The sequence below is a fragment of the Sulfitobacter sp. 1A12056 genome, from assembly GCF_043558125.1.
Lineage (GTDB): Bacteria > Pseudomonadota > Alphaproteobacteria > Rhodobacterales > Rhodobacteraceae > Sulfitobacter > Sulfitobacter faviae.
On the sequence record NZ_JBIFFY010000004.1, the window covers coordinates 131215 to 154941 of the forward strand.

Below are 23727 nucleotides of genomic sequence, written 5' to 3' on the forward strand. Positions count from 1 at the left end.
CAAGGATGACCGCCCCGGCGGCGCTCGGCGTGGTCGAGTTGCGGGACCGTCTGGCGACCGGCGCATTGGATGCGCTGGCGCTGGTGGAAAGCTACATCGCGCGGATCGAAGCGCGCGAGGAAGTCGTGGGCGCTTGGGCGTGGTTCGACTCCGAATTCGCCCGTGCGCAGGCCCGAACGCTCGACAATCATCGCCGGGCGGGCCGGCCGCTTGGGCGGTTGCACGGGCTCCCGGTGGGGCTGAAAGACGTGATCGACACGCGCAGCATCCCCACCGAAAACGGCGCGGCGCAGGACAAGGGGCGCGTGCCGCTGCGCGATGCTTTCATTGTCGAGCGGCTGCGGGCCGAGGGCGCGATCATCATGGGCAAGACGGTCACTACCGAACTGGCCTTCATGCATCCGGGCAAGACCACCAATCCGCATAATCCGGCGCATAGCCCCGGCGGCTCGTCCCAAGGGTCGGCGGCGGCGGTGGCGGATGGGATGGTGCCCTTGGCCATTGGCACGCAAACCGGCGGGTCGGTGATCCGACCTGCGTCCTATTGCGGGGTCACCGGGTTCAAACCAACCTTCGGCGCGATCCCGCGCCGGGGGGTGCTGACGCAATCGCCCTCGCTCGACACCATCGGCGTCTTTGCCAGCGATCCCGCAGGGGCGGCGCTGCTGGCCGAGGTGCTGTTCGGCCATGATCCCGAAGACCGCGCGACCGAGCTTGCCCCGACCCCCGCGCTTTTGGCCGAGGCGAGCAGCGCGCCGCCGATCCCGCCGGTCTTCGGTTTCGTCCGCCCGCCGGGGTGGGAGGACGCCGATCCGCAGCTTCACGCCGCCTTCGAGGAATTGGTCGCGGCCCTTGGCGATCAGGCTTTCGAGATGCCCCTGCCGCCGGTCTTCAACGAGGCTGCCGAGGCGCGCAAACGCATCAACTTTGCCGAGATGGCTTATCACTTCTACCCCTATCTGCGCGACGGGGCCGAGTTGCTCTCGCCCGTGGCGCGGGAGGCGATGGAGGCGGGCAACAAGGTGTTGGCCCGTGATTACCAATCGGCCCGCGACCTGCCCAAAGTGCTGACCGCCGCGCTGGAAGAGTTGCTGACCCGTTGCGACGTACTGCTCTGCCCCGCAGCCACCGGCCCCGCGCCGCGTGGGTTGGAGACCACCGGCGATCCGATTTTCAACGGTCTTTGGACGCTTTGCGGCAGCCCCTGTGTGACCCTGCCGTTGATGACCTCGGAAGAGGGCTTGCCGATGGGGGTGCAACTGGTCGGCGGTCACGGTCAAGACGGGCGTCTGATGCGCAGCGCCCAGTGGCTTTTCGACTGGGCCGATGGTGCAACTGAATGAGGATGAGACCATGAACCGCCTACTTGCCTTGCTCGCCTTTGCCGCGATTGCGGTGTTTTTGCTGATCCTCGCCGTGGAGGTGCCCAGCATCGACCTGATCATCATCGTCGCGGTGACGCTGGCTTTTGTGGCCTATGACTTTTTCACCTCCAGCCGGAAAGATCGGGACTGAGCCATGGGCAAACCCGTCATCTGGATCACCCGGCAGCTGTCAGAGGCCACGCTCGACCGCGCCCGGCGGGATTACGAGGTGATCTGGGATCCCGCCGACAGGCCCGGCAGCGCCGAGGAGATCATCGCGATGAGCGCGCGGGTCGATGGCATGATCCCCTGTCATTCCGAGCATTTCAGCGCCGATGTGGTGGCCCGGCTCGACCCCCGGCTCAAGATCATCGCGAACCATTCCGTGGGCGTCGATCACTGCGATCTGCCCAGCCTCAAGGCGCGGGGGATCGTGGTGACGAACACGCCCGGTGTTCTGTCGGATGCCACGGCGGAACTGGCGCTGATGTTGATGCTGGGCGCGGCCCGTCACGCGGTTGCCGGGGACCGGCTGGTGCGCAGCGGGAAGTGGCAGTCGTGGTCGCCTGCGATGCTTGTGGGCAAACAGCTTTCCGGCGCGCGGCTTGGCATCATCGGGATGGGCGGCGTGGGCCGGGCCTTCGCCCGCAAGGCGCGCGGGCTGGATATGGAGATCCACTACCACAACCGCCGCCGTCTGGACCCGGAGGCGGAGGCGGGGGCGACATATCACGCCGAATTGGACGACCTGCTGGCGGTCTCGGACTTCCTCTCGCTGCACTGCCCCGCCACGCCTGAGACGGTGGGCCTCATGAACGCCGCGCGCTTGGCGCGGCTGCCCAAGGGCTGCGTCATCGTGAACACCGCGCGGGGCAATCTGGTGGATGAGGCGGCGCTGCTCGACGCGCTCACCTCGGGCCATGTTGGCGCGGCGGGGTTGGATTGCTTTGTGACCGAGCCGGGCGGCAACCCTGCCTTTGCGGCCCACGATAACGTCATGATGATGCCCCATGTCGGCAGCGCCACCTTGGCCACGCGGGATGCGATGGGCTTCAAGGCGCTGGACAATCTCGACCATTTTTTCCGGGGCGAGACGCCGCCGGATCAGCTTTAGCGGCAGCGGCTCTTTTAAGTGGCGCGTGAGGGCGGGGCAGGGGTGTTCCGCCGCAGCCGTCGCGGGGCGGGCAGGGTGATGATGGCCAAGCAGCCGATCACCAGCGCCACGCCGACCCAGCCCAGCGGGGGCAGGCGTTCGCCCACGATGACCACGGCCAGCACCGCCGCGACGACCGGCTCGAACAGGGTGATCACGGTGGCCGTGCTCGCCTCAACCCGGGCGAGGCCGTAGCCGAAGGCGATATAGCCCAGAAACATCGGCACGGCGGCCATGTAGAGCCCCACCGCGGCGTTGGTCCAAGAGGCAAGAAACGCCCCGCCCGAGACCGTCAGCACCGGCATCAGCAACAGCCCGCCCAGCCCAAAGGTCGCCCCCATGGCCACGGCAGAGCCGGTGCCTTGCAGCATCATCCGGCGCGCGCTCCACGAATAGAGCGCGTAGGTGAAGCCGCCGATCAGCCCCAGCAAAACGCCCAGAGGGACGGAAGGCGCGCTTACCGCGCTGCCATGGGCATCGCCCTCGGCCAAGCAGATCAGCCCCATGCCGATCAGCCCGACCGCCGCACCAAAGGACCAGCGCAGGGTCAGGCGGCGGCCATCCAACAGGTATTCGATCAGCGCCGAGAGCAGCGGGGCGGAGCCGATGGTGATGACCGTGCCCACCGTTACCCCCGCTAGCCGCATCGCGCCGTAAAAGGCCAGCGGATAGACCGCCACGGCAAGCGCCCCGATGACCAGCAGGCGGCGCTGTTGCCAGAGCCGCCGCCGTTGGTTCAGGATGCCCCGCCCGGCCAAGAGGGCCTGTGCGATCCCGCCCAGCCCCATGGCAGCGGCACCGATGGCGGCGGCGCTGACCTCGGGGGCGAAGGTGGCGGCGGTGCCGGTCGTGCCCCAGACCACAGCAGCGAAAAGGATGGCGATCACGCCCCAGCGGTGGCCCTGCATCATGGAAACGTCCCTAGCATGTCATTGGTGCTGGTGCGCATCGCGCAGCAGCGTTTTGGCCAAATGCTGCGCGGCAGTCACCGCCTGCGCGCCGCGCAGGGGCCAAGTCTGGGTAAGACCTTCGAGGATCAACAGCAACTCGGTCTCAGCATTCGGCAGATTGGCAGCCGCGGCGGCTTTGACCGCGACCTCTGCCTTATGGCGCGAGAGCAAGGCGTGCAGTTTTTCGCTGCCGGGATCAGCCGCGACGGCGGCATGGAACAGGCAGCCGTGAGAGGTTTCCGTCTCCATCCACTGCCCGACGCGGGCCAGAATTGTCTCAAGCGCCTCGGTCGGGGTCTCGGGCAGATCGCCGAAGACCAGCGCCAGATAGCGTTGCTGCCGGTTCTCTAGCGCGGCCAGTACCATTTCGGCGCGGGAGGGGGTGTATTTGTAGAGCGTGCGCAGGCTCACCCCGGCCGCATCGCGCAGGTCTTCGACGCTGGGGTCGGCAAAGCCGCGGGTGGCAAAGGCACGTTCCAGCCCGGCGGCGATCTTGCTTTTGGTCTCTGTCATGCTTGACGATGTAGAGGGGGCGCTCTACCTGGGCAAGTAGAGTGATTATTCTACACTTTGCCATTCTGCCGCTGAAGGAGCCCGAGCGATGACCCTACCGAAGACCATGAAAGCGATGCTGCTGACCGGCCATGGCGGCTTGGACAAGCTGGCGTGGCGCGAGGATGTCGCGCTGCCAAAGCCCGCCGCCGGGGAGGTTCTGGTTCGCGTCGGCGCGGCGGCGGTGAACAACACGGATGTGAACACGCGCACGGGCTGGTATTCCAAAGCGGTGCGCGGCGACACCGGCTCGGCGGCGAGCGAGGGCTACGGCGGCGCGTCGGACGCCGATGGCGGCTGGTCTGGCGCTTTGAGCTTTCCGCGCATCCAAGGGGCCGATTGCTGCGGAGAGGTCGTGGCCGTGGGCGCGGGTGTCGATCAAGGCCGCATCGGCGAGCGGGTTTTGATCCGGCCCATGTACAGCCCGGCGGGCGCGGGGCCGGATGATCTCGTCACCTTCGGATCGGAGCGGGACGGCGGTTTTGCGGAATATGCCACCGCCGAGGCCAGCAATGCGCTGCGGGTCGACAGCACCCTCACGGACGTTGAGCTTGCGTCCTTTCCCTGCGCCTTTTCGACGGCCGAGGGGATGATCCAGCGTGCCGCTTTGGGGGGCGAGCGTGTGTTGATCACCGGCGCCTCGGGCGGGGTCGGCTCGGCGGCGGTGCAACTGGCGAAACGGCGCGGCGCGCATGTGACGGCGGTGACCAGCCCCGGCAAGATGGAGGCGCTGAAGGCGCTTGGCGCGGATGAGACCTTCGACCGGGATGCGACCCTGCCGGAGGACAGCTATGACGTGGTGCTCGACCTCGTGGGCGGGGCGGGTTGGCCCAAATTGCTTGACGCGCTGGTGACGCGCGGGCGCTATGTGACCTCGGGCGCGATTGCCGGGCCGATCGTGGAGTTGGACCTGCGCACGCTCTACCTCAAGGACCTGACCCTGATGGGCAGCACGCGGCAAGAGCCAAGCGTTTTTGCCGATCTGGTGGGCTATATCGAACGCGGGGAAATCCGGCCTGTCGTGGCGGAAACCTACGCGCTGCGCGATCTGAAACAGGCGCAGGAAGCTTTCATCAAAAAGTCCCATATGGGGAAAATCGGGATCACGGTGGCGGATTAACCGCAAAAGCGGGCCGCTCGCCTTTAGGCGGTCGGCCCTTCATCGCGCAATAAGTCAATTAGATTGATTTAAGCGTTGACTCACTTGCTCCCATCTGGGATTTCTCCGGTGAAACGCCGCATGAACCGGGGGGAGGCCAGTTTGCAGCAGCTACAGACAGTCGCCGACCGCGCCGCGCGCGGCTCGAACCAAAGCGGGATGCGGGCCTATAACGAACGGCTGGTTCTGTCGCTCATCCGGCGCAGCGGGCCGACGTCCAAGGCCGAGATTGCCCGGCTTACGGGCCTGTCGGCGCAGACCGTCTCCGTCATCATGCGCGCCCTCGAAGCCGAGGGTTTGCTGAAGAAAGGCGCGCGGGTGCGGGGCCGGGTGGGGCAGCCATCGGTGCCGATTAGCCTGAACGCCGAGGGTGCGTTCTTTCTGGGGCTGAAGGTTGGGCGGCGCAGCGTTGAATTGATCCTGACCGATTTCGAAGGGCAGGTGACCCGCCACAGCAGCGAGACCTACGCCCATCCCACGCCCGATGCGGTCATGGCCTTTGCCGCGCGCGCTTTGCGGGACGCGCTTGCCTCCCTCTCCGCCGAGCAGCAGGCGCGGGTGGCCGGGCTGGGCGTGGCCCTGCCGTTTGGCATCTGGGAATGGGAAGTCGCGGGCGGCGATCTGAGTGCGTGGCAGACCTTTGATATCGAAGCGGCTTTGGCGGAACTGGTCGATCTGCCGATCTATATCTGCAATGACACCTCTGCCGCTTGTGGGGCGGAACTGGTCTTTGGCGCGCAGGACAAACCGCGCGATTTCCTCTATTTCTACATTGGCTATTTCGTCGGCGGCGGGCTGGTGCTGGACAGCAAGCTCTACACCGGCAAAAGCGGCAATGCCGGGGCGCTCGGCTCCATGCCGTTGGCCGGGGATGCGGCGCGGCAATTGGTCGATGTGGCCTCTTTGGCGACTTTGGAGGGCGCCTTGCAAGAGGCCGGGGAGACCCGCCGCGCCCCTTGGAGCGATCCGGCGGCTTGGGGCTTTGGCGATGACATTTTGCACCCATGGCTCGACAGCACGACCGAGGCATTGGCGCAGGCGATCCGGGCCGCGACATGTTTGATTGATTTCGACACGGTGATGATCGACGGGTCGGTACCCGCAGAGGTTCGCGCCGAATTGGTCACCCGCACCCGCCGCCACCTCGCCGCCCGGCCCTTGCCGGGCGTCACCCTTCCCGAATTGCGCGAAGGCACCGTCGGCAGCGATGCCCGTGCGCTCGGCGCGGCGAGCCTGCCGCTTTCGGACCGTTTCCTCGTCGACCGTGACGCATTTTTGAAAGGCTGACAGATGATCCTTTGCTGCGGAGAAGCCCTGATCGATATGATCCCGACCCCGACCAAGGCGGGCCCCGATGGTTTCGTGCCCCATGCGGGCGGGGCGGTGTTCAACACGGCCATCGCATTGGGGCGGCTCGGCGCGCAGGTGGGGATGCTCTCGGGCCTGTCGTCGGACATGTTCGGGCGGCAGTTGGTCGACGGGTTGAAGGCAAGCCATGTGGATGTGTCGCATGTTGTCCTGTCCGACCGTCCGACGACGCTGGCCTTCGTGCGGCTGGTGGGCGGCCATGCGACCTATGATTTCTATGACGAAAACTCCGCCGGGCGGATGATCACGCCCGAGGATATGCCCGCACTGTCGAGCGAGGTTTCAGCGCTTTATTTCGGCGGGATCAGTCTGGCCTGCGAGCCGGGGGCGGATGCCTATGCCGAGCTATTGGCGCGCAACGCCGAGGGCCGCGCGGTGATGATCGACCCCAACATCCGCCCCGGTTTCATCAAAGATATCGAACGTTATCGCCAAAGGCTCGACCGGATGCTGGCGCTGTCGGATATCGTGAAAGTCTCGGATGAGGATCTGAACTGGATCAACCCCGCGCCGCTGTCGCTGCGCGACAAGGTGGCCGAGTTGCTAAAGAAGGGTCCATCGGTTGTCATCCTGACCCGCGGGGGCGAGGGGGCGACGGGCTATCTGGCGAATGGCGAAGAGGTGCAAGTGCCCGCCGTGAAAGCCGAAATCGTCGATACGGTCGGCGCGGGCGACACGTTCAACGCAGGCGTTCTGGCCAAGATGTCGGAGCTGGGGCAGTTGCATAAATCTGCGCTTGCCACCCTTGCGCCGGAGGTGCTGTCCGAAGCGCTGGCCTATGGTGCGCGGGTTGCCGCCGTGACCGTTTCACGGGCCGGGGCAAACCCGCCTTGGGTAGAGGAAATATGAAATGTTGAAGAACCGCCTATCTTTTTCGCTCAAATATGTTAGCGCTACCAGTGGCCGCCCGGAGGAGGGCGCGAAGGGGGTGGTGATGGCTTTGGGCAATCGAAAACAGGGTGCCGTAGCGCACCTGCGCAGGCAGGAGGGCTGACCCCATGGTATCGCGCGTAATCCCCGTTGATCCTTTCGACCTTGTTATTTTCGGCGCGACCGGCGACCTTGCCCGGCGCAAGATTCTGCCCGGTCTGTTTCACCGCTTTACCGTCGGCCAGATGCCGGAGGCCGCGCGGATCGTCGGCGCGGCCCGTTCCGAGCTTGATGCCGATGCCTTCCGCAAGATGATCCGCGACAGCCTACTGGAGTTCGCCCCCAAGCTGGCCCAAGAGAGTGCCGCCTTGGAGCGGTTCCTTGGCATGGTGCATTACGTGCGCGTGGATGCGTCGGGCGATGCGGGCTGGGCGGATCTCAAAGACCTGATGCGCGATGATGTCGTGCGGGCCTTCTACCTCTCGGTCTCGCCGTCGCTCTTCGGCACGATTGGTGGCAAGCTGCATGATCACGGCATCGCCACAGCCGAGAGCCGCATCGTCGTCGAAAAGCCCTTTGGCCATGATTTGGAAACCGCGCAGGCTCTGAACGCCGACCTGCGTGCCAATTTCGACGAGAGCCAGATTTACCGGATCGACCATTACCTTGGCAAAGAGACGGTGCAGAACCTCATGGCGCTGCGTTTCGCCAATGCGCTGTGGGAGCCGCTGTGGAATTCCACCCATATCGACCATGTGCAGATCACCGTGTCCGAAAGCCTCGGTGTCGAAGGGCGGGGCGAATACTACGATAAATCGGGCGCCATGCGCGACATGGTGCAGAACCATCTGATGCAACTGCTGTGTCTGACGGCGATGGAGCCGCCCTCGCGCTTTGACCCCAACGCGGTGCGCGATGAGAAGGTGAAGGTGATTGAAGCGCTGGAGCCTGTGGCGCAGAAGGACATTGCTCGCGGCCAGTACCGCGCCGCCAATGGCGCGGGCAGCTATCGCGCCCATGCGGGCGACCCCGACAGCCGCACCGAAAGCTTTGTCGCGATGAAGGTGAAGATCGCCAATTGGCGGTGGGCGGGCACGCCGTTCTACCTGCGCACGGGCAAGAAACTGCGCGGGCGCAGTTCCGAGATCGCGGTGATCTTCCGCGACCCGCCGCATATGATCTTCCCCGCGACAGAGGGGCATAAGGGCAACGCCCTGATCATCCGGTTGCAACCGGATGAGGGCATCACCCTGCGCAACACCATCAAAGACCCCGGCCCCGGCGGCATGCGTCTGGCCGAAGTGGCGCTGGATATGACCTTTGCCGATGCCTTGGGCGAGCAGGGCACCCCGCAGGACGCCTATGAGCGGTTGATCATGGATGTGATCCGCGGCGATCAGACGCTCTTCATGCGCGGGGACGAGGTCGAAGCCGCTTGGGCTTGGGCCGATCCGATCATTCACGGCTGGGAAGAGACCCGGCAACCTCCGTATCCCTATGACCCCGGCAGCTCCGGCCCCGAAGAGGCGCTGATGCTGATGCACCGCGACGGCCGCCGCTGGCGCGAGATCACACGAAAGGACGAGACATGACCCTGCATTCCACGATTGACCGCGTCACCGACCGTATCATCGCCCGCAGCGAGGCGACCCGGCGGCCCTACCTCGACCGGATGGAAGCCGCCCGCGCCAAGGGTCCGGCCCGCGCGCATCTGTCTTGTAGCGGGCAGGCCCATGCCTATGCCGCCTCTGGCGCGGATAAGGACCGGCTGGCGACCACCAGCGCGGGCAACCTCGGGATCGTGACGACCTATAACGACATGCTTTCGGCGCATCAGCCGTTTGAGCGCTACCCCGATCTGATCCGCGACGCCGTGCGGGCGGCGGGCGGCACTGCGCAGGTCGCGGGCGGGGTTCCCGCCATGTGCGACGGGGTGACCCAAGGCGAAGCGGGGATGGAACTGTCGCTTTTCTCGCGTGATGTGATCGCCTTGGCGGCCTCGGTGGCGCTCAGCCACAACACATTTGACGCGGCGGTTTTCCTTGGGGTCTGTGACAAGATCGTGCCCGGGCTGGTGATCGCGGCGCAGGCTTTCGGCCATTTGCCAGCCGTCTTCCTGCCCGCCGGGCCGATGGAAAGCGGGCTGTCGAATGATGAGAAGGCCAAGGTGCGCCAGCAATTCGCCGCGGGCGAAGTCGGGCGCGACGCGCTGATGGCCGCCGAGATGGCCGCCTATCACGGGCCGGGCACCTGCACCTTTTACGGCACTGCCAACACCAACCAGATGTTGATGGAGTTCATGGGGCTGCACCTGCCGGGGGCGAGCTTTGTGCCGCCAAATGGGCTGCTGCGCGATGCGCTGACCCAGGAAGGCGCGAAACGCGCGCTGGCGCTGAGCGCTTTGGGCAATGATTACACGCCCGTCGCCTCGGTTTTGGATGAAAAGGCTTTCGTGAACGGGATCGTCGGGCTCAACGCCACGGGCGGGTCGACCAACCTGCTGATCCACCTCATCGCCATGGCGCGGGCCGGGGGGATCATTCTGGATTGGGAGGATTTCTCGGACATCTCCGATGTCACGCCGCTGCTGGCGCGGGTCTATCCCAACGGTCTGGCGGATGTGAACCATTTCCACGCCGCCGGGGGGCTGGGCTATATGATCGGCGAATTGCTCAACTCCGGCCATCTGCACCCCGACACACTGACCGTCGCCGGGCAGGGGTTGGAGCATTACATCGCCGAGCCGAAGCTAAAGGGCGAGGGTCTGGTCTGGGAGAAGGGCGCAGGCGAGAGCCTGAACGAGAAAATCCTCCGGCCCGCCAGCGATCCTTTCCAGCCCACCGGCGGGCTGCGCCGCATGGCCGGGTCGCTCGGCACTGCCTGTATGAAGGTCTCTGCCGTGGCGCCCGAACATCACGTTATCGAAGCCCCGGCGCGAGTCTTTGCGGATCAGAACGAGGTGAAGGCGGCCTTCAAGGCCGGAGAGCTGACCGGCGATCTGGTTGTCGTCGTCCGTTTCCAAGGGCCCAAAGCCAACGGCATGCCCGAGTTGCACAGCCTGACGCCGCTTCTGTCGATCCTTCAGGGGCGCGGTCAGAAGGTGGCGCTGGTCACCGATGGGCGCATGTCGGGCGCGTCGGGCAAGGTGCCTGCGGCGATCCACGTCAGCCCCGAGGCGGTCGACGGCGGCCCCATCGCGCGGGTGCAAGATGGCGATCTGCTGCGGGTTGATGCCGTGGCAGGGACGCTTGACGTGCTGGCCGAAGAATTCGACGACCGCTCCAACGTCACCGCTGATCTTTCTGCTTATCATGCCGGGACGGGGCGCGAGTTGTTCGCTATGTTCCGCGACACCGTCGGTTCTGCTACCACCGGCGCAACCATTTTTGGAGGCTGATCCATGACCCTTACTGCAAAAGACGCCAGCGGTCGCACCCGTGAAATCTGTGCGCTTGCCCCGATCGTGCCCGTGTTGGTGATCGAAGATGTCGCCGACGCCCGGCCCTTGGCCGAGGCGCTGGTCGCGGGCGGGCTGCCTGCTTTGGAAGTGACCCTGCGCACCCCCGCCGCCCTCGACGCGATCGCCGCCATGGCCGAGGTTGCGGGCGGCCACGTGGGGGCGGGGACGCTGGTCACCCCCGAAGACGTGCGCGCGGCGAAACGGGCGGGGGCGACCTTTGGCGTCTCGCCCGGTGCCACCGATGCGTTGATCGCGGCCTGCGAGGAGGAAGAGCTTCCCCTCTTGCCCGGCGCCGCCACGGCGAGCGAGGCGATGCAGTTGTTCGCGCGCGGCTATGAAATGCTGAAATTCTTCCCCGCCGAAGCTTCGGGCGGTGCGCCTGCGCTCAAGGCCATCGGCGCGCCCCTGCCGCAGATCACCTTCTGCCCGACGGGCGGTGTCAGCCCCGACAATGCGGAAAGCTACCTGAGCCTGCCCAACGTGCTTTGCGCAGGCGGCAGCTGGGTCGCGCCGAAGAAACTGATCGATGCCGGGGACTGGGCCGGGATCGAAGCGCTGGCCCGCGCCGCAGCGCAATTGGGCAAGGCCGGTTAACCCCGGAAGAGGGCCGAGCGCAGGCTTTCCGTTGCCCCCCAGAGGGCCGCGGAAAGCCTGACGCCACCAACCCCTTGCTGGCTGGGCGAACTTATCTCTATATTGACTTTAGTTTACGCGCGCAGCGTTTCGTTAAGGGAGGGTTAAGATGGGCCAGCAGAAGATCCGCAATATGGAGGAGTTTGCCGCCGTGAGCGGCATTTCGCGGCCCACCCTGTCGAAATACTTTAACGATGCCGACAGCGTGCGGCGCTCGACCCGGGAGCGGATTGAAGCGGCGCTGAGCCAGTATGACTATCGCCCGAACGTCTATGCGGTGAACCAGAACCGCCGCAAAACCCGCAACATCGGCGTGGTCGTGCCCAACCTCGCCGACCCGTTCTTTTCCGAGATTGGCCGCGAGGTGGAACTGGCCTGTCTGGCCGAGGGCTATAGCCCGATTTTGCTCAGCTCGCACGGCAACCCGGTGCAGGAGCGCGCCAATCTCGACTCGCTTCGGGCGCTGAAACCGGCGGGCGTGCTGCTGGCGCCCTTCGGCAAAGCCTCGGACCGTGACGAGATCGCGCGCTTTTGCAAGGATGTGCCGGTGGTGACCTTTGACGCCAATGTCGAAGGGGTTTGCGAGGCTTTCGTCGGCACCGACAACTTCCAAAGCGTTGATTTGATCGTCGAATATCTCTGCCGCAGCGGTGAGCCGCCCTGTTTTTTCGAGATGAAGACCCCCAGCAACCCCAACGCCAACAAGCGCCGCCAAGCCTATCTGGAAGCGATGGAGCGGCACGGCTTTGCACCACATATCCATCAGGTGCCGGGGGAGGGCTGGAACTTTGAAGAGATCGGCGCGACCGAGGGTGGCAAGCTGATCTCGGCGGGGGCGTTCGAGACGGATACGGTGCTCTGCTCGAACGACCGTCTGGCCATCGGGATGCTCTCGGCGGCCTATGGGATGGGGCTACGCGTGGGGCATGGCAAGGATTGCGCCATGCGGATCGCGGGGCAGGACGACCACCCGTTCTCGCGCTATACTTGCCCGCCGCTGACCACCATCGCACAGGATTACGGGGCCATCGCGAATCGTGCCGCCAGTACCCTGTTTCGCATCATCGAAAGCGAAACCCGGCTGACCGAGCGCGAAGAGTCACTGTTTGACGGCAAGCTGGTGATGCGCACCTCTGCCTAAGTCATTGAGTTCGCAAGTTGCTCAGAAAATAGTTATCGCGCGTAAAATTTAATTTGACTGCGCGTTGCGTAGGTCGTTAGTCTCGGTGCATCATCTATAGAGGGAGGAACTATCGATGTTCTGCGATAAATCACTTTACGCCGCGACGGCTTTGGGCCTGATCATGGCGGGCGGCGCGGTTGCCGAGACGATCACCATCGCCACCGTCAACAACGGCGACATGATCCGCATGCAAGGCTACACCGACAAATTCACCGAAGAGACCGGCCACGAAGTGGAGTGGGTCACTTTGGAAGAGAACGTGCTGCGCCAGCGCGTCACCACCGACATCTCGACCAAGGGTGGCTCTTTCGACATCATGACCATCGGCATGTATGAGACGCCGATCTGGGGCGCGAACGGCTGGCTGGTGCCGCTGGACGACCTCAGCGATGAATACGACGCAGACGATATCCTGCCCGCCATGGCCGGTGGTCTGAGCCATGACGGCACGCTTTATGCGGCACCGTTCTACGGCGAAAGCTCTATGATCATGTACCGCACCGATCTGATGGAAAAAGCCGGCATGGAAATGCCGAAAGACCCGACATGGGAATTCATCCGCGAAGCCGCCGCCGCCATGACCGATCGTCAGAACGACATCAACGGCATCTGCCTGCGCGGCAAGGCCGGTTGGGGCGAGGGCGGTGCGCTGATCACGGCGATGTCCAACTCCTTTGGCGCGCGCTGGTTCGATGAAGACTGGAATGCCCAGTTCGACACCGAGGCATGGGCCAACACGATCAACTTCTACAAAGACCTGATGGATGAAAGCGGCCCGGCGGGCTATGCCTCCAACGGGTTCAACGAGAACCTCTCGCTGTTCCAGCAGGGCAAATGCGGCATGTGGATCGACGCCACCGTGGCGGCGTCTTTCGTGACCAACCCTGACGATTCCACCGTGGCTGACAAGGTTGGCTTTGCGCTGGCACCGGACACGGGCCTTGGCAAACGCTCCAACTGGCTCTGGGCATGGGCGCTGGCAATCCCGGCGGGCACTCAGAAAGAAGATGCCGCAAAAGAGTTCATCGAATGGGCCACCTCGAAAGACTACATTGAGATGGTTGCCGAGAACGAAGGTTGGGCAAACGTTCCTCCCGGCGCGCGCAAGTCGCTCTATGAGAACCCCGAGTACCAGAAAGTGCCCTTCGCGCAGATGACACTCGACTCGATCCTGTCGGCTGATCCTGAGAACTCCACCGTCGATCCGACGCCTTACGTCGGTGTGCAATTCGCCGCGATCCCCGAGTTTGCAGGCATCGCGACCGACGTGAGCCAAGAGTTCTCTGCCGCCTATGCCGGTCAGCAGACCGTCGAAGAGGCGCTTGAGAAGGCCCAAGACCTGACCAACGACGCAATGGAAGCTGCAGGCTACCGCTAAGCCGCCGCTTCCACGGCTCAAAGGGCGGCGACCACCGCCGCCCTTTTCCGCCCCACCACCTGATATGATACCCTTCACCTAACAGCGGCATCCGCCGCCGGCAGAGGAGATGTGCCCGATGGCTACCCAACATTCCCGATCAGCGGCACGCCTGATGATGGCCCCTGCGGTGGTCTTGCTCCTTGGATGGATGCTCATCCCGCTGACCATGACGCTCTATTTCTCTTTCAAGAAATACCTGCCGATGCGCGGCGGCGATCTGGGCTGGGTGGGGTTCGACAACTATGTGCGCTTCGTCACCTCCAGCTCTTTCTGGCCCTCGGTGATGACCACGCTGATCATCGTTGGCGGTGTGCTGGCGATCACGGTCTGCCTCGGCATCCTGCTTGCCCTTCTGTTGAACCAGCCGATGTGGGGTCAGGGCTTTGTCCGCATCCTTGTCATCGCGCCCTTTTTCGTCATGCCCACCGTGTCGGCTTTGGTGTGGAAGAACATGTTCATGGACCCGAACTATGGCCTGTTCGCGCATCTGTGGGAGTTTTTTGGCGCCACCCCGGTGCAATGGATGAGCCAAGCTTCGCTGTCGTCGATCATCATCATCGTATCCTGGCAATGGCTGCCCTTCGCGACGCTGATCCTGCTCACCGCGATCCAGTCGCTCGACCGCGAGCAGCTTGACGCCGCCGAGATGGACGGCGCGCCGGTGACCAAACGTTTCGCCTATATCACCCTGCCGCATCTGGGCCGCGCGATCACCGTGGTGATCCTGATCCAGACGATCTTTCTCTTGTCGATTTTCGCGGAGATTTTCGTGACCACGGGCGGGGCCTTCGGCACCAAAACACTGACCTATCTCATCTTCCAGCGCGTGCTGGAGAGCCAGAACATCGGCCTCGGATCGGCGGGCGGTGTCTATGCAATCATTCTCGCCAATATCGTCGCCATCTTCCTGATGCGCATCGTCGGCAAGAATCTGGACGCCTGAGGAGGAGACATCATGGCACGCGCAGTCACAAGGCAACGCAAGATCGTCAACACGGCCCTCGCTTGGGGCATCGGTTTCCTGATCTTCTTCCCCATCCTTTGGACCATCCTCACCAGCTTCAAGACCGAAGCACAGGCCATCGCCGATCCGCCGATCTTCCTCGGCTTCGACTGGACGCTGGCGAATTACGAGGCGGTTCTGGAACGGTCGAACTACGGGCGCTTCCTGTGGAACTCCATCGTCATCGCGGGCGGCTCGACCATCCTTGGCATCCTGATCGCGGTGCCTGCCGCATGGTCGATGGCCTTCGTCCCCGGCAAGCGGACCAAGGATATCCTGCTCTGGATGCTCTCGACCAAGATGCTGCCCGCGGTGGGCGTGCTCTACCCGATCTATCTGCTCTGCATCCAGTTCGGCGTGCTCGACAGCAAGATCGCACTGGTCATCATCCTAATGCTCATTAACCTGCCGATCATCGTCTGGATGCTCTACACCTACTTCCGTGAAATCCCCGGTGAGATCTTGGAAGCGGCACGGATGGATGGGGCAAGCCTGCGCGAAGAGGTGCTTTACGTCCTCACCCCCATGGCGGTGCCGGGCATTGCCTCCACCCTGCTGTTGAACTTCATCCTCGCATGGAACGAAGCCTTCTGGACGCTCAACCTCACCGCGGCCAAGGCCGCGCCGCTCACCGCCTTCATCGCGAGCTATTCCAGCCCCGAGGGCCTCTTCTACGCCAAGCTCAGCGCGGCCTCCACCATGGCCATCGCGCCAATCCTCATCCTCGGCTGGTTCAGCCAGAAACAACTCGTCAGCGGCCTGACTTTCGGCGCAGTCAAGTAAGCAAGGGACAGTCACATGGGACAAATCAAACTCAATCAGGTTTCCAAAAGCTTCGGCGATGTGGAAGTCATTCCGCCCCTTGATCTGACCATCGAAGATGGCGAGTTCACGGTCTTTGTCGGCCCCTCGGGCTGCGGTAAATCGACCCTGCTGCGGCTGATCGCGGGTCTGGAGGACATCACCTCGGGCCATATCGAGATCGACGGCACCGATGCGACTAACGTGCCGCCCGCGAAACGGGGCTTGGCGATGGTGTTCCAGTCCTACGCGCTTTATCCGCATATGTCGGTGCGCAAAAACATCGCCTTTCCGATGAAGATGGCCGGGCTGCCCGTGGATGAGCAGAACCGCCGGATTGAAGCGGCTGCCAAAGCGCTGAACCTGACCGACTATCTTGACCGCCGTCCGGGCCAATTGTCAGGCGGTCAGCGCCAGCGTGTGGCCATTGGCCGTGCCATCGTGCGAGAGCCGTCGGCTTTCCTTTTCGACGAGCCGCTGTCGAACCTCGACGCCGCGCTGCGGGTGGGCATGCGTCTTGAGATCAGCGAGCTGCACAAGCGGCTGGCCACGACGATGATCTACGTCACCCACGATCAGGTCGAAGCGATGACCATGGCCGACAAGATTGTCGTGCTGCGGGCGGGCCATATCGAACAGGTCGGCTCCCCGCTTGAGCTTTACTACAAGCCGCGCAACGAATTTGTCGCGGGCTTCATCGGCTCGCCCAAGATGAACCTGATCAAGGGCGCTGAAGCCGAAGCGCGTGGCGCGCCGACCATCGGCATCCGGCCCGAGCATTTCGACGTCTCCACCACCGAAGGCGCATGGGAGGGCACCATCGGCGTGGCCGAGCATCTGGGCTCCGACACCTTCTTGCACGTCCATGGCGTAGCGGGCTGCGACCCGATGACCGTGCGCGTGGATGGCGAATTATCGGTCCGACATGGAGACCGGATTTTCCTGACCCCACAGGCGGACAAGCTGCACCGGTTCGACGCGCAGGGCCTTCGGGTCGAGTAATGCAAGCGGCAGGAATGACAGGCCGACCCCCGCACCCTTTCCCCGGTGCGCGGCCCTTTAAGGATGTGGATCATGGATAAACTGGTAGACCTCTCGAACGCGACGCTGGGTGATCTCGACATCGCCCACCCCAGCTATGACCGCAGCGCCCTGACCCCCGGCATCGTGCATATCGGCGTGGGCAATTTCCACCGTGCGCATCAGGCGTGGTATCTGCACCGTTTGATGCAGAACGGCCAAGCGCATGATTGGGCGATCCTCGGCGCGGGCGTGCGCCCCTATGATGCGGCGATGCGCGAGAAGCTCTTGGCGCAGGACTGTTTGACGACGCTGATCGAACTCGACCCCGCGCAGACCTCGGCCGAGGTTGTGGGCTCCATGATCGACTACCTCCCGATCGAAGAGGGCAACGGCGCCCTGATCCGCGCCATGGCCGATCCGGCCATTCGCATCGTCGGGCTGACCGTCACCGAAAGCGGCTATTACATCGACCCCGTAAGCAAAGGGTTCGACGCGGCCCACGCGGATATCATCCATGACGCGGCCCAGCCCGAAACCCCACGCACCGCCTTTGGGGCCATCGTCGCGGCCCTGCGGCTGCGCCGGGATGCGGGGCAGGGGCCGTTCACGGGGCTGAGCTGTGACAATCTGCAAGGCAATGGCGATATCCTGCGCCAAGCGGTCGTGTCGCTGGCGCGCATGTCCGACCCGGCGCTGGCCGATTGGATCGAAGCAAACGCCAGTTTCCCCAACTCCATGGTCGATTGCATCGCCCCGGCCACCGGCGCCGCCGAAATCGCGCAGGCGCGGGAGTTCGGCGTGAACGACGCCGCTCCCGTCACCCATGAAGCTTTCCGCCAATGGGTGATCGAAGACGACTTCTGCGCGGGCCGCCCGGATTGGGATCAGGTGGGGGCGACCTTCTCGGACGAGGTGCACGCCTATGAGAAAATGAAGATCCGCATCCTCAACGCGGGCCATCAGGTCTTGGCCAATGTCGGTGAGGTGCTGGGGATCGAGACGATTTCCGGCACTATGGCGCATCCGGCGATCCGCGCGATGTTCCACCGCGTGCAGGCCGAAGAGATTACCCAGACGGTCGCCCCGGTGCCGGGCATGACGCCGCTGGCCTATCTCGATCTGATCGAGCAGCGGTTCTCGAACCCGCGCATCGTCGACACCACCCGCCGCGTGGCCTTTGACGGTTCGGCCCGGCACACCGGTTTCGTGCTGCCAATCTTGCGCGATCAACTGGCGGCGGGGCGTTCGGTCAGTGGTTTGGCCTTGGTCGAAGCGCTCTGGGCGCGGATGTGTGCAGGCACGCGGGAAAACGGCACCGAGATTGCGGCAAACGATCCGATCTGGGACGAGCTGAAAGCTGTGGCGCAGACTGCACGCACGCGGCCCGTGGCATGGTTGGAGCAAGACCGTCTTTATGGCGATCTCGCGCAGGCCGAAGGCTTCCGCGACGCCTTTGTTGCTTGGCTCACGCTCATTTGGGACGAGGGCGCCGTCGCGGCGATGGATGCCTATACGCAGGCTGATCAGAGCAGCGGTCGCGCCAGCAAGGTAGGCTAACGGTTAGCTCTGGTCGGGCTTCAAGAACCCGACCAGCAGCGCCGACAGGGCCACCATGATCGCCGCTGCCCCCAGCATCAGGGGCAGCCCGCCGATCTGATAGCTCAGCCCCGACATCAGCGTGCCCAAGAGCCGCCCGGCGGCATTGGCCATGTAGTAAAACCCCACATCCATCGTCACCCGCTCAGCCTTGGTGAAAGAGAGGATGAGGTAGGAATGCAGCGATGAGTTTACCGCAAAGACCGCGCCAAAGGCCAAGAGGCCGATCACAAGCGTCACGGTAAGCCAGCCCTGCGGCCCGTCGCTGAACAGAGCCGCCAGCGTCAGCGCCGCAGGCACGGCGGCAAGCGACCATGCCCATCCCTTCGCGGCTGAGATCAGGTCGCCTGCCGGGCGGGATTTCGCGCGGAGCAGGCGCGGGGCGTAGATTTGCACCAGCCCGTAGAGGATCACCCAGACCGCCATAAAGGTGCCGATCATGAAAAAGGCCGCGCGGTTGCTTTCCTCCGTGCCGTCCGAAAGGACCGCGTAGAAATAGATCGGGATGCCGACCACGAACCACACATCCCGCGCGCCGAAAAGAAACACCCGCGCCGCGCTCAGCCAGTTCACATTGGCGGATTTTGAGAAGACTTCCGAGAACTTCGCTCCTTTGCGGCCCTTGGGCAGGCCGGGCGGCATGGCGGTCAGCACGGCAATCAGGATCAGCGCAAGGATCGCGGCCATCCCGAGCACCGCCCAGACAAAGCCAAGCGTCGCCAGCAAAGCCGCGCCGAGCAGAAAGCCCAAGCCCTTGACCATGTTCTTGGAGCCGGTCAGCAGCGCCACCCAGCGAAACAGCCCGCCATCCTCAGCCGGGGCGAGCAGTTTGACAGCGGATTTCGATGACATCTTGGCCAAATCCTTGGCCACGCCGCTGGCCCCCTGCACCAGCATGACGAAAACGACCGAGGCGCCAACCGCCCATGTGGGGTCAAGCTGCGCCAGCGCCAGCAGCGCCACGATCTGCAACCCCAGCCCGGCATAGAGCGTCGAGGCCAGCCCGAAGCGCGCCGCGATCCAGCCCGCGCAGAGGTTGGTAATGACGCCCGCGATCTCATACAGCACAAAAAGATAGGCCAGTTGCACCGGCGAAAAGCCAAGCCGGTGGAAATGCAGCAACACCAACATGCGCAACGCGCCATCGGTCAGCATGAAGGCCCAATAGGCCGCCGTGACCGCGATATAGGCCGAAAGCCCCTCGGGGCGGGTCGCGCTCTCGCTCACAGGCTTGCCCCGACCATCAGCGCCACATCGACCAGACGGTGGGCATAGCCCATCTCATTGTCGTACCACGCGTAGATTTTCACCTGTGTGCCGTTCACGACCATGGTCGAGGGCGCATCGACGATGCTTGAGCGCGTGTCGTTGGTGTAATCGGTTGAGACAAGCGGGCGTTCCTCATAGCCGAGGATGTCTTTCAACTCTCCTTCGGCGGCGGCTTTGAACAGGGCGTTTACCTCTTCCACCGTCGTTTCACGCTCTACCTCAAACACGCAATCGGTCAGCGAGGCGTTGAGCAGCGGCACCCGTACCGCATGGCCGTTCAGGCGGCCTTTGAGTTCGGGATAGATCAGCGTGATCGCCGTGGCGCTGCCCGTGGTCGTCGGGATCAGGGAGTTCAGGGCCGAACGCGCGCGGCGCAGGTCCTTGGCAGGGCGGTCGACGATGGTTTGTGTGTTGGTCACATCGTGGATCGTGGTGATGGAGCCATGTTTGATCCGCAGCGCCTCATGGATGACCTTCACCACCGGGGCGAGGCAGTTGGTCGTGCAGCTTGCCGCCGTGACGATCCGGTGCCGGCCGGGATCATAGACGTTGTCATTGACGCCATAGACGATATTGGCGGCATCGCCGTCTTTCACCGGGGCCGAGATCACCACTTTCTTCACCCCCGCTTCGAAATAGGGGGCGAGCTTCGCCGCGGTTTTGAAAACGCCGGTGCAATCTATCACCACATCCACCCCGTCGAGCGGCAGCGCGCCAAGGTTGCGGGTGCCGATGAAGGGCAGGCGGGTGCCGTTGATCGTCACGCTGTCGGCGTCATGGGCGAAATCGGCTTGCCAGCGTCCGTGGACCGTGTCGAATTCTAGCAGATGGGCGTGCATTTCCGGGTCGCCCACCGCATCGTTGATCCATGCAATCTCGGCCCCTTGGTCCAGCAGCGGTTTCAGGGCGAGCTTGCCGATGCGGCCAAGGCCGTTGATCGCGTAGGTGGTCATGCGGGAGTTCCTTCTTTGTCGGTTTGGCCAGCGTCATCCAGCGCCTTTTGCAGCGAGATACGGTCGAGCGAGGTCAGTGGCAGGCTGGTAAAGCCCAACATTCGGTTGCGCAGCGTGCCATAGGCTTGCTGAAAGGCGAGGCTCTTTTCGGCGTCGGAGCCTTCGACCTTGACCGGATCGGGCAGGCCCCAATGCGCGGTGATCGGCTGACCGGGCCATGTGGGGCATTCTTCGTTAGCCGCTTGATTGCAAACGGTAAAAACGAAATCAAAACCGGGCGCGTCTTCGCTCTGAAACTCAGAGATATGTTTCGACCGCAGCTGCGCCACGTCATGGCCCTTTTGCTTGAGCACTTCTACGGCGAAGGGGTTCAATGCGGATTGTGGCCGCGTGCCTGCGGAGTAGACGTTGAAACGGTCCGCCGCGAGGTCGCGCAGGATGCTTTCGGCAAAGATCGACCGGGCGGAGTTGCCGGTGCAGATGAACAGGACGTTGAACTTGTCGTCGGTCATGGGAGCGTTTCCATCTGAAGAGGTGAGGGGGAGGCAAATCTCTGGCCGCCCGCGGCAGCAGTCGTTCAGCAGGTAGCCGATGGTGTCCCGCGCGGCCTCGATATCGATCGCATAGCGCAGAGATGTGCCCTGCCGTTCTTGGCTTACCAACCCCGCCTGCATCAGCGCGCCGATATAGGTCGAGAGGGTGTTGGGCTTGAGGCCGAGCGCCTGCGCCAGTTCGGTCGCGGGCACCCTGTCAGGGTAGCGGCGCATGAGCAGCCGAAACAGCGCGAGGCGCTGCGGATGGCCGAGGGTGGCAAGGCGGTTAGGGATCACTTGTTCCACAATTCATGAATTACAGAATTAATAAGCTTTGCGCCAGTGAAGTTTTTGTAACAGCGTCAAATCGCCTGCGCCCGTATCGCCCCTATCCACCGCGATTCATCGAAACCTATAAATATTACCAGCTTTACAGATGCGCCCGGGCGCGCGCAGTCAAGATGCGCCGGAAATTTAATCAAACTATAACAAATGCTTGAAGATCGACGGCGCGAATCTTGCTATCCGAGTTTGCGGCTGTGCTGAATGGCCGTCAGACATAAGATGCGCGCTCAGGCTGACGCGACCTTTTGACAGGGCCTGCCATTTGGCTCTGTTTCGGTCCCCGCTTTCGGAAGCTGCGCCCCTGTCCGCTGTGTTGGACAATCGTGTTTTTGTAAGGGGCGCATTGGTTTTCGGGCGGGGGCCGCTTTATGCTCTGCACCGCTTCGCGGGCAGGCGGACGTGCCGACCTTTCGTCGGGCGGGCCTTTCGGTTGACCCTTGGTCATCGGGACAAAATTGCAACGTTTTGGCCCGTTTCCCCTATTCCGAGAAATCATTCGACGGCGGGCATGTTCCCTCACTGGTTGAGGTGCCCTAACTGAATGCTCAGTTTTTAATCACATGAGCTTTTGAACGCCGCCCTATGGTGACACCGCTTTCCGACCGCTACCTCCTATTGAAAGAACAGCGCCCCGACATCAAACCCGCCGAGATGTTGCAGGTCTTGGCGCAGGATATGGGGCTGAACAACCTGTCCTATCTGGGGTTTCACAAGACCGGCGCCAGTGGCAGTGATCCGGTCATTCACTCGACCTATGATCCCGCTTGGCTGACGCGCTACCAAGAGGAAAACTACCATCTGATCGACCCGGTGGTCGACAAATCCCTCGAAGGTACCCTGCCGGTGGATTGGAGCGAGCTGCCCAAGGTCGACCGGACCACGCGCAATTTCTTTGGCGAGGCGATGGAGTTCGGCGTGCGCCAGAACGGTGTGTCGATCCCCATTCGGGACCACGCACATGGCAAAGCGGTGCTGACGCTGAACTCTGACCTGCGCATTCACGAATGGCGCAAGTACAAGCGCGGGATCATCGCCGATGCGATCTATCTGGGCTGTCTGATCCAAAGCGATATGGTGGCGGATATCGCCCCCGCCGCGCCGGGGCCACGGCTGAGCAACCGTGAGAAGGAAGTGCTGAAATGGGCCGCGGTGGGCAAAACGGCATGGGAGACGGCGCAGATCATGACGGTGGCGGCCAGCACGGTGAACCATCACCTTTATAACGCCTGCGCCAAGCTGGACGTGACCAACAAGACCCATGCGGTGGCCAAGGCGATCCGTGCGCAGATCATCACGATCTGACCGGGCGGGGCAGGGCTTGGCGGCGGCTTCGCCGCGCGGTAAGCCGCCCGCAACATAGGAGAGCGATATGGAACTGCGCGACAAACGTATTTTGGTCACCGGCGGCAGCGACGGGATCGGGCGCCACATCTGTCTGAAACTGGCAGAGACGGGTGCGCGGCTGGCCATTCTGGGCCGGGATGAGACACGTCTTCAGGCCGTGGCCGAAGCCTGCCGAGCCGCTGGCGCGGCAGAGGCGGTGGGGCTGACCTGCGATCTGCAAGACCCTTCGGCGATCGACCAGACCGCCGCGCAGGTGGTGGACCGTTTTGGCGGCTTGGACATCCTGATCAACAACGCAGGGATTTGGCACAAGGCAGGGCCGCTCGACACGATTGCGCGCGAGATGGTGCAGGCCACGGTGCAGACGAACCTGACCGGCCTGATGCAGATGACACAGGCCACGCTGCCCGCGCTGCGCGACAATGACGAGGCGATCATCCTCAATGTCGTCTCCAAATCCGGTGTCGTGGCGCAGGCGGGGCAGTCGGTCTATACGGCCACGAAATACGGCGTGCGCGGTTTTACCGAGGTGCTGAAGGCGGATGAGGAAAACACCGGCGTGCGGGTGGGCGGGCTGTATCAGTCGGGCACCAATACCGGCATGTTCGCCAAGGCCGGAGAGGACGTGCCGAACCATATTTTCACCGAGCCGGATGATCTGGCCGATGTGGTGGTCTTTGTCCTGTCCCGTCCGCCGAAACTGTGGATCCACGATATCCGTATCGAACTTTAAGCGCAGGCGCGGGGC

Annotated in this window: 22 protein-coding genes; 17 read left to right on the plus strand and 5 right to left on the minus strand. The window is 63.5% G+C overall.

From position 1 onward, the window contains the following. The first annotated feature begins 5 nt into the window (after window positions 1–5). Genes ACGYLD_RS10360 through ACGYLD_RS10370 form a run of 3 tightly spaced genes read left to right on the plus strand, consistent with a single transcriptional unit; the run spans window position 6 to window position 2478 of the window. Window positions 6–1343, plus strand: a complete 1338-nt coding sequence (locus tag ACGYLD_RS10360) for an amidase (RefSeq protein ID WP_394402455.1) — start codon at window positions 6–8, stop codon at window positions 1341–1343. A 10-nt stretch (window positions 1344–1353) separates the two neighbouring features. Further along, window positions 1354–1515 (plus strand): hypothetical protein, encoded by a 162-nt coding sequence (locus ACGYLD_RS10365; RefSeq protein WP_169306085.1) that lies wholly within the window; start codon window positions 1354–1356, stop codon window positions 1513–1515. A 3-nt stretch (window positions 1516–1518) separates the two neighbouring features. Continuing rightward, window positions 1519–2478 (plus strand): 2-hydroxyacid dehydrogenase, encoded by a 960-nt coding sequence (locus ACGYLD_RS10370; protein WP_394402458.1) that lies wholly within the window; start codon window positions 1519–1521, stop codon window positions 2476–2478. A gap of 14 nt (window positions 2479–2492) precedes the next feature. Here ACGYLD_RS10370 and ACGYLD_RS10375 read toward each other — a convergent pair whose 3' ends face one another. Continuing rightward, window positions 2493–3428, minus strand: coding sequence for a DMT family transporter (locus ACGYLD_RS10375; RefSeq protein ID WP_394402460.1), 936 nt, complete (start codon window positions 3426–3428; stop codon window positions 2493–2495). Window positions 3429–3446: 18 nt separating this feature from the next. Beyond that, window positions 3447–3980, minus strand: coding sequence for a TetR/AcrR family transcriptional regulator (locus ACGYLD_RS10380; protein WP_394402462.1), 534 nt, complete (start codon window positions 3978–3980; stop codon window positions 3447–3449). 88 nt (window positions 3981–4068) lie between these two features. Here ACGYLD_RS10380 and ACGYLD_RS10385 point away from each other — a divergent pair, with 88 nt between their 5' ends. From ACGYLD_RS10385 to ACGYLD_RS10440, 12 genes are all read left to right on the plus strand, one after another. Further along, window positions 4069–5139 carry an alcohol dehydrogenase family protein gene (locus tag ACGYLD_RS10385; RefSeq protein ID WP_394402464.1) on the plus strand — a complete coding sequence of 357 codons (1071 nt, stop codon included), beginning with the start codon at window positions 4069–4071 and terminating at the stop codon, window positions 5137–5139. A gap of 198 nt (window positions 5140–5337) precedes the next feature. Then, window positions 5338–6465, plus strand: a complete 1128-nt coding sequence (locus tag ACGYLD_RS10390) for an ROK family transcriptional regulator (protein ID WP_271693853.1) — start codon at window positions 5338–5340, stop codon at window positions 6463–6465. 3 nt (window positions 6466–6468) lie between these two features. After that, window positions 6469–7395, plus strand: a complete 927-nt coding sequence (locus ACGYLD_RS10395) for a carbohydrate kinase (RefSeq protein WP_271692267.1) — start codon at window positions 6469–6471, stop codon at window positions 7393–7395. Window positions 7396–7544: 149 nt separating this feature from the next. Further along, on the plus strand, window positions 7545–9008 hold the full coding sequence (gene zwf / locus ACGYLD_RS10400) for a glucose-6-phosphate dehydrogenase (RefSeq protein ID WP_271692266.1): 1464 nt from the start codon (window positions 7545–7547) through the stop codon (window positions 9006–9008). Then, complete coding sequence (gene edd, locus ACGYLD_RS10405; protein WP_271692264.1) at window positions 9005–10813, plus strand: phosphogluconate dehydratase; 1809 nt, start codon at window positions 9005–9007, stop codon at window positions 10811–10813. Before zwf ends, edd begins: the two co-directional genes overlap by 4 nt. A 3-nt stretch (window positions 10814–10816) precedes the next feature. Continuing rightward, a complete protein-coding gene (gene eda, locus ACGYLD_RS10410) occupies window positions 10817–11470 on the plus strand; it encodes a bifunctional 4-hydroxy-2-oxoglutarate aldolase/2-dehydro-3-deoxy-phosphogluconate aldolase (RefSeq protein ID WP_271692262.1) in 654 nt (217 codons plus the stop codon). Window positions 11471–11618: 148 nt separating this feature from the next. Next, a complete protein-coding gene (locus tag ACGYLD_RS10415; protein WP_271692260.1) occupies window positions 11619–12650 on the plus strand; it encodes a LacI family DNA-binding transcriptional regulator in 1032 nt (343 codons plus the stop codon). Window positions 12651–12765: 115 nt separating this feature from the next. Then, entirely contained in the window at window positions 12766–14070 is a 1305-nt protein-coding gene (locus ACGYLD_RS10420; protein WP_271692259.1) for a sugar ABC transporter substrate-binding protein, read from the plus strand. 118 nt (window positions 14071–14188) lie between these two features. After that, window positions 14189–15055 (plus strand): carbohydrate ABC transporter permease, encoded by an 867-nt coding sequence (locus tag ACGYLD_RS10425; RefSeq protein WP_136720472.1) that lies wholly within the window; start codon window positions 14189–14191, stop codon window positions 15053–15055. A 12-nt stretch (window positions 15056–15067) separates the two neighbouring features. Then, a complete protein-coding gene (locus ACGYLD_RS10430) occupies window positions 15068–15898 on the plus strand; it encodes a carbohydrate ABC transporter permease (protein ID WP_271692258.1) in 831 nt (276 codons plus the stop codon). A gap of 15 nt (window positions 15899–15913) precedes the next feature. Continuing rightward, window positions 15914–16918: an ABC transporter ATP-binding protein gene (locus tag ACGYLD_RS10435; RefSeq protein WP_271692256.1), complete on the plus strand. Its 1005-nt coding sequence runs from the start codon at window positions 15914–15916 to the stop codon at window positions 16916–16918. Between the two features lie 72 nt (window positions 16919–16990). Further along, the gene (locus ACGYLD_RS10440) at window positions 16991–18496 is read left to right on the plus strand and encodes a mannitol dehydrogenase family protein (protein WP_394402471.1); all 1506 of its coding nucleotides are present in this window, start codon (window positions 16991–16993) and stop codon (window positions 18494–18496) included. Window positions 18497–18499: 3 nt separating this feature from the next. Here ACGYLD_RS10440 and arsJ read toward each other — a convergent pair whose 3' ends face one another. From arsJ to ACGYLD_RS10455, 3 genes are read right to left on the minus strand one after another with little or no spacing between them, the layout of a single operon-like run. Continuing rightward, window positions 18500–19762 (minus strand): organoarsenical effux MFS transporter ArsJ, encoded by a 1263-nt coding sequence (gene arsJ / locus ACGYLD_RS10445; protein ID WP_271692252.1) that lies wholly within the window; start codon window positions 19760–19762, stop codon window positions 18500–18502. Further along, window positions 19759–20757 (minus strand): ArsJ-associated glyceraldehyde-3-phosphate dehydrogenase, encoded by a 999-nt coding sequence (locus ACGYLD_RS10450; protein WP_271692251.1) that lies wholly within the window; start codon window positions 20755–20757, stop codon window positions 19759–19761. Before ACGYLD_RS10450 ends, arsJ begins: the two co-directional genes overlap by 4 nt. Beyond that, window positions 20754–21596 (minus strand): helix-turn-helix domain-containing protein, encoded by an 843-nt coding sequence (locus ACGYLD_RS10455; RefSeq protein WP_271692249.1) that lies wholly within the window; start codon window positions 21594–21596, stop codon window positions 20754–20756. Before ACGYLD_RS10455 ends, ACGYLD_RS10450 begins: the two co-directional genes overlap by 4 nt. A 621-nt stretch (window positions 21597–22217) precedes the next feature. On the opposite strand from ACGYLD_RS10455, the gene ACGYLD_RS10460 reads away from it, so the two are divergent. Further along, on the plus strand, window positions 22218–22937 hold the full coding sequence (locus ACGYLD_RS10460; RefSeq protein ID WP_168612790.1) for a LuxR family transcriptional regulator: 720 nt from the start codon (window positions 22218–22220) through the stop codon (window positions 22935–22937). A 67-nt stretch (window positions 22938–23004) separates the two neighbouring features. After that, window positions 23005–23712 carry an SDR family oxidoreductase gene (locus ACGYLD_RS10465; RefSeq protein WP_271692247.1) on the plus strand — a complete coding sequence of 236 codons (708 nt, stop codon included), beginning with the start codon at window positions 23005–23007 and terminating at the stop codon, window positions 23710–23712. Window positions 23713–23727: the final 15 nt, after the last annotated feature.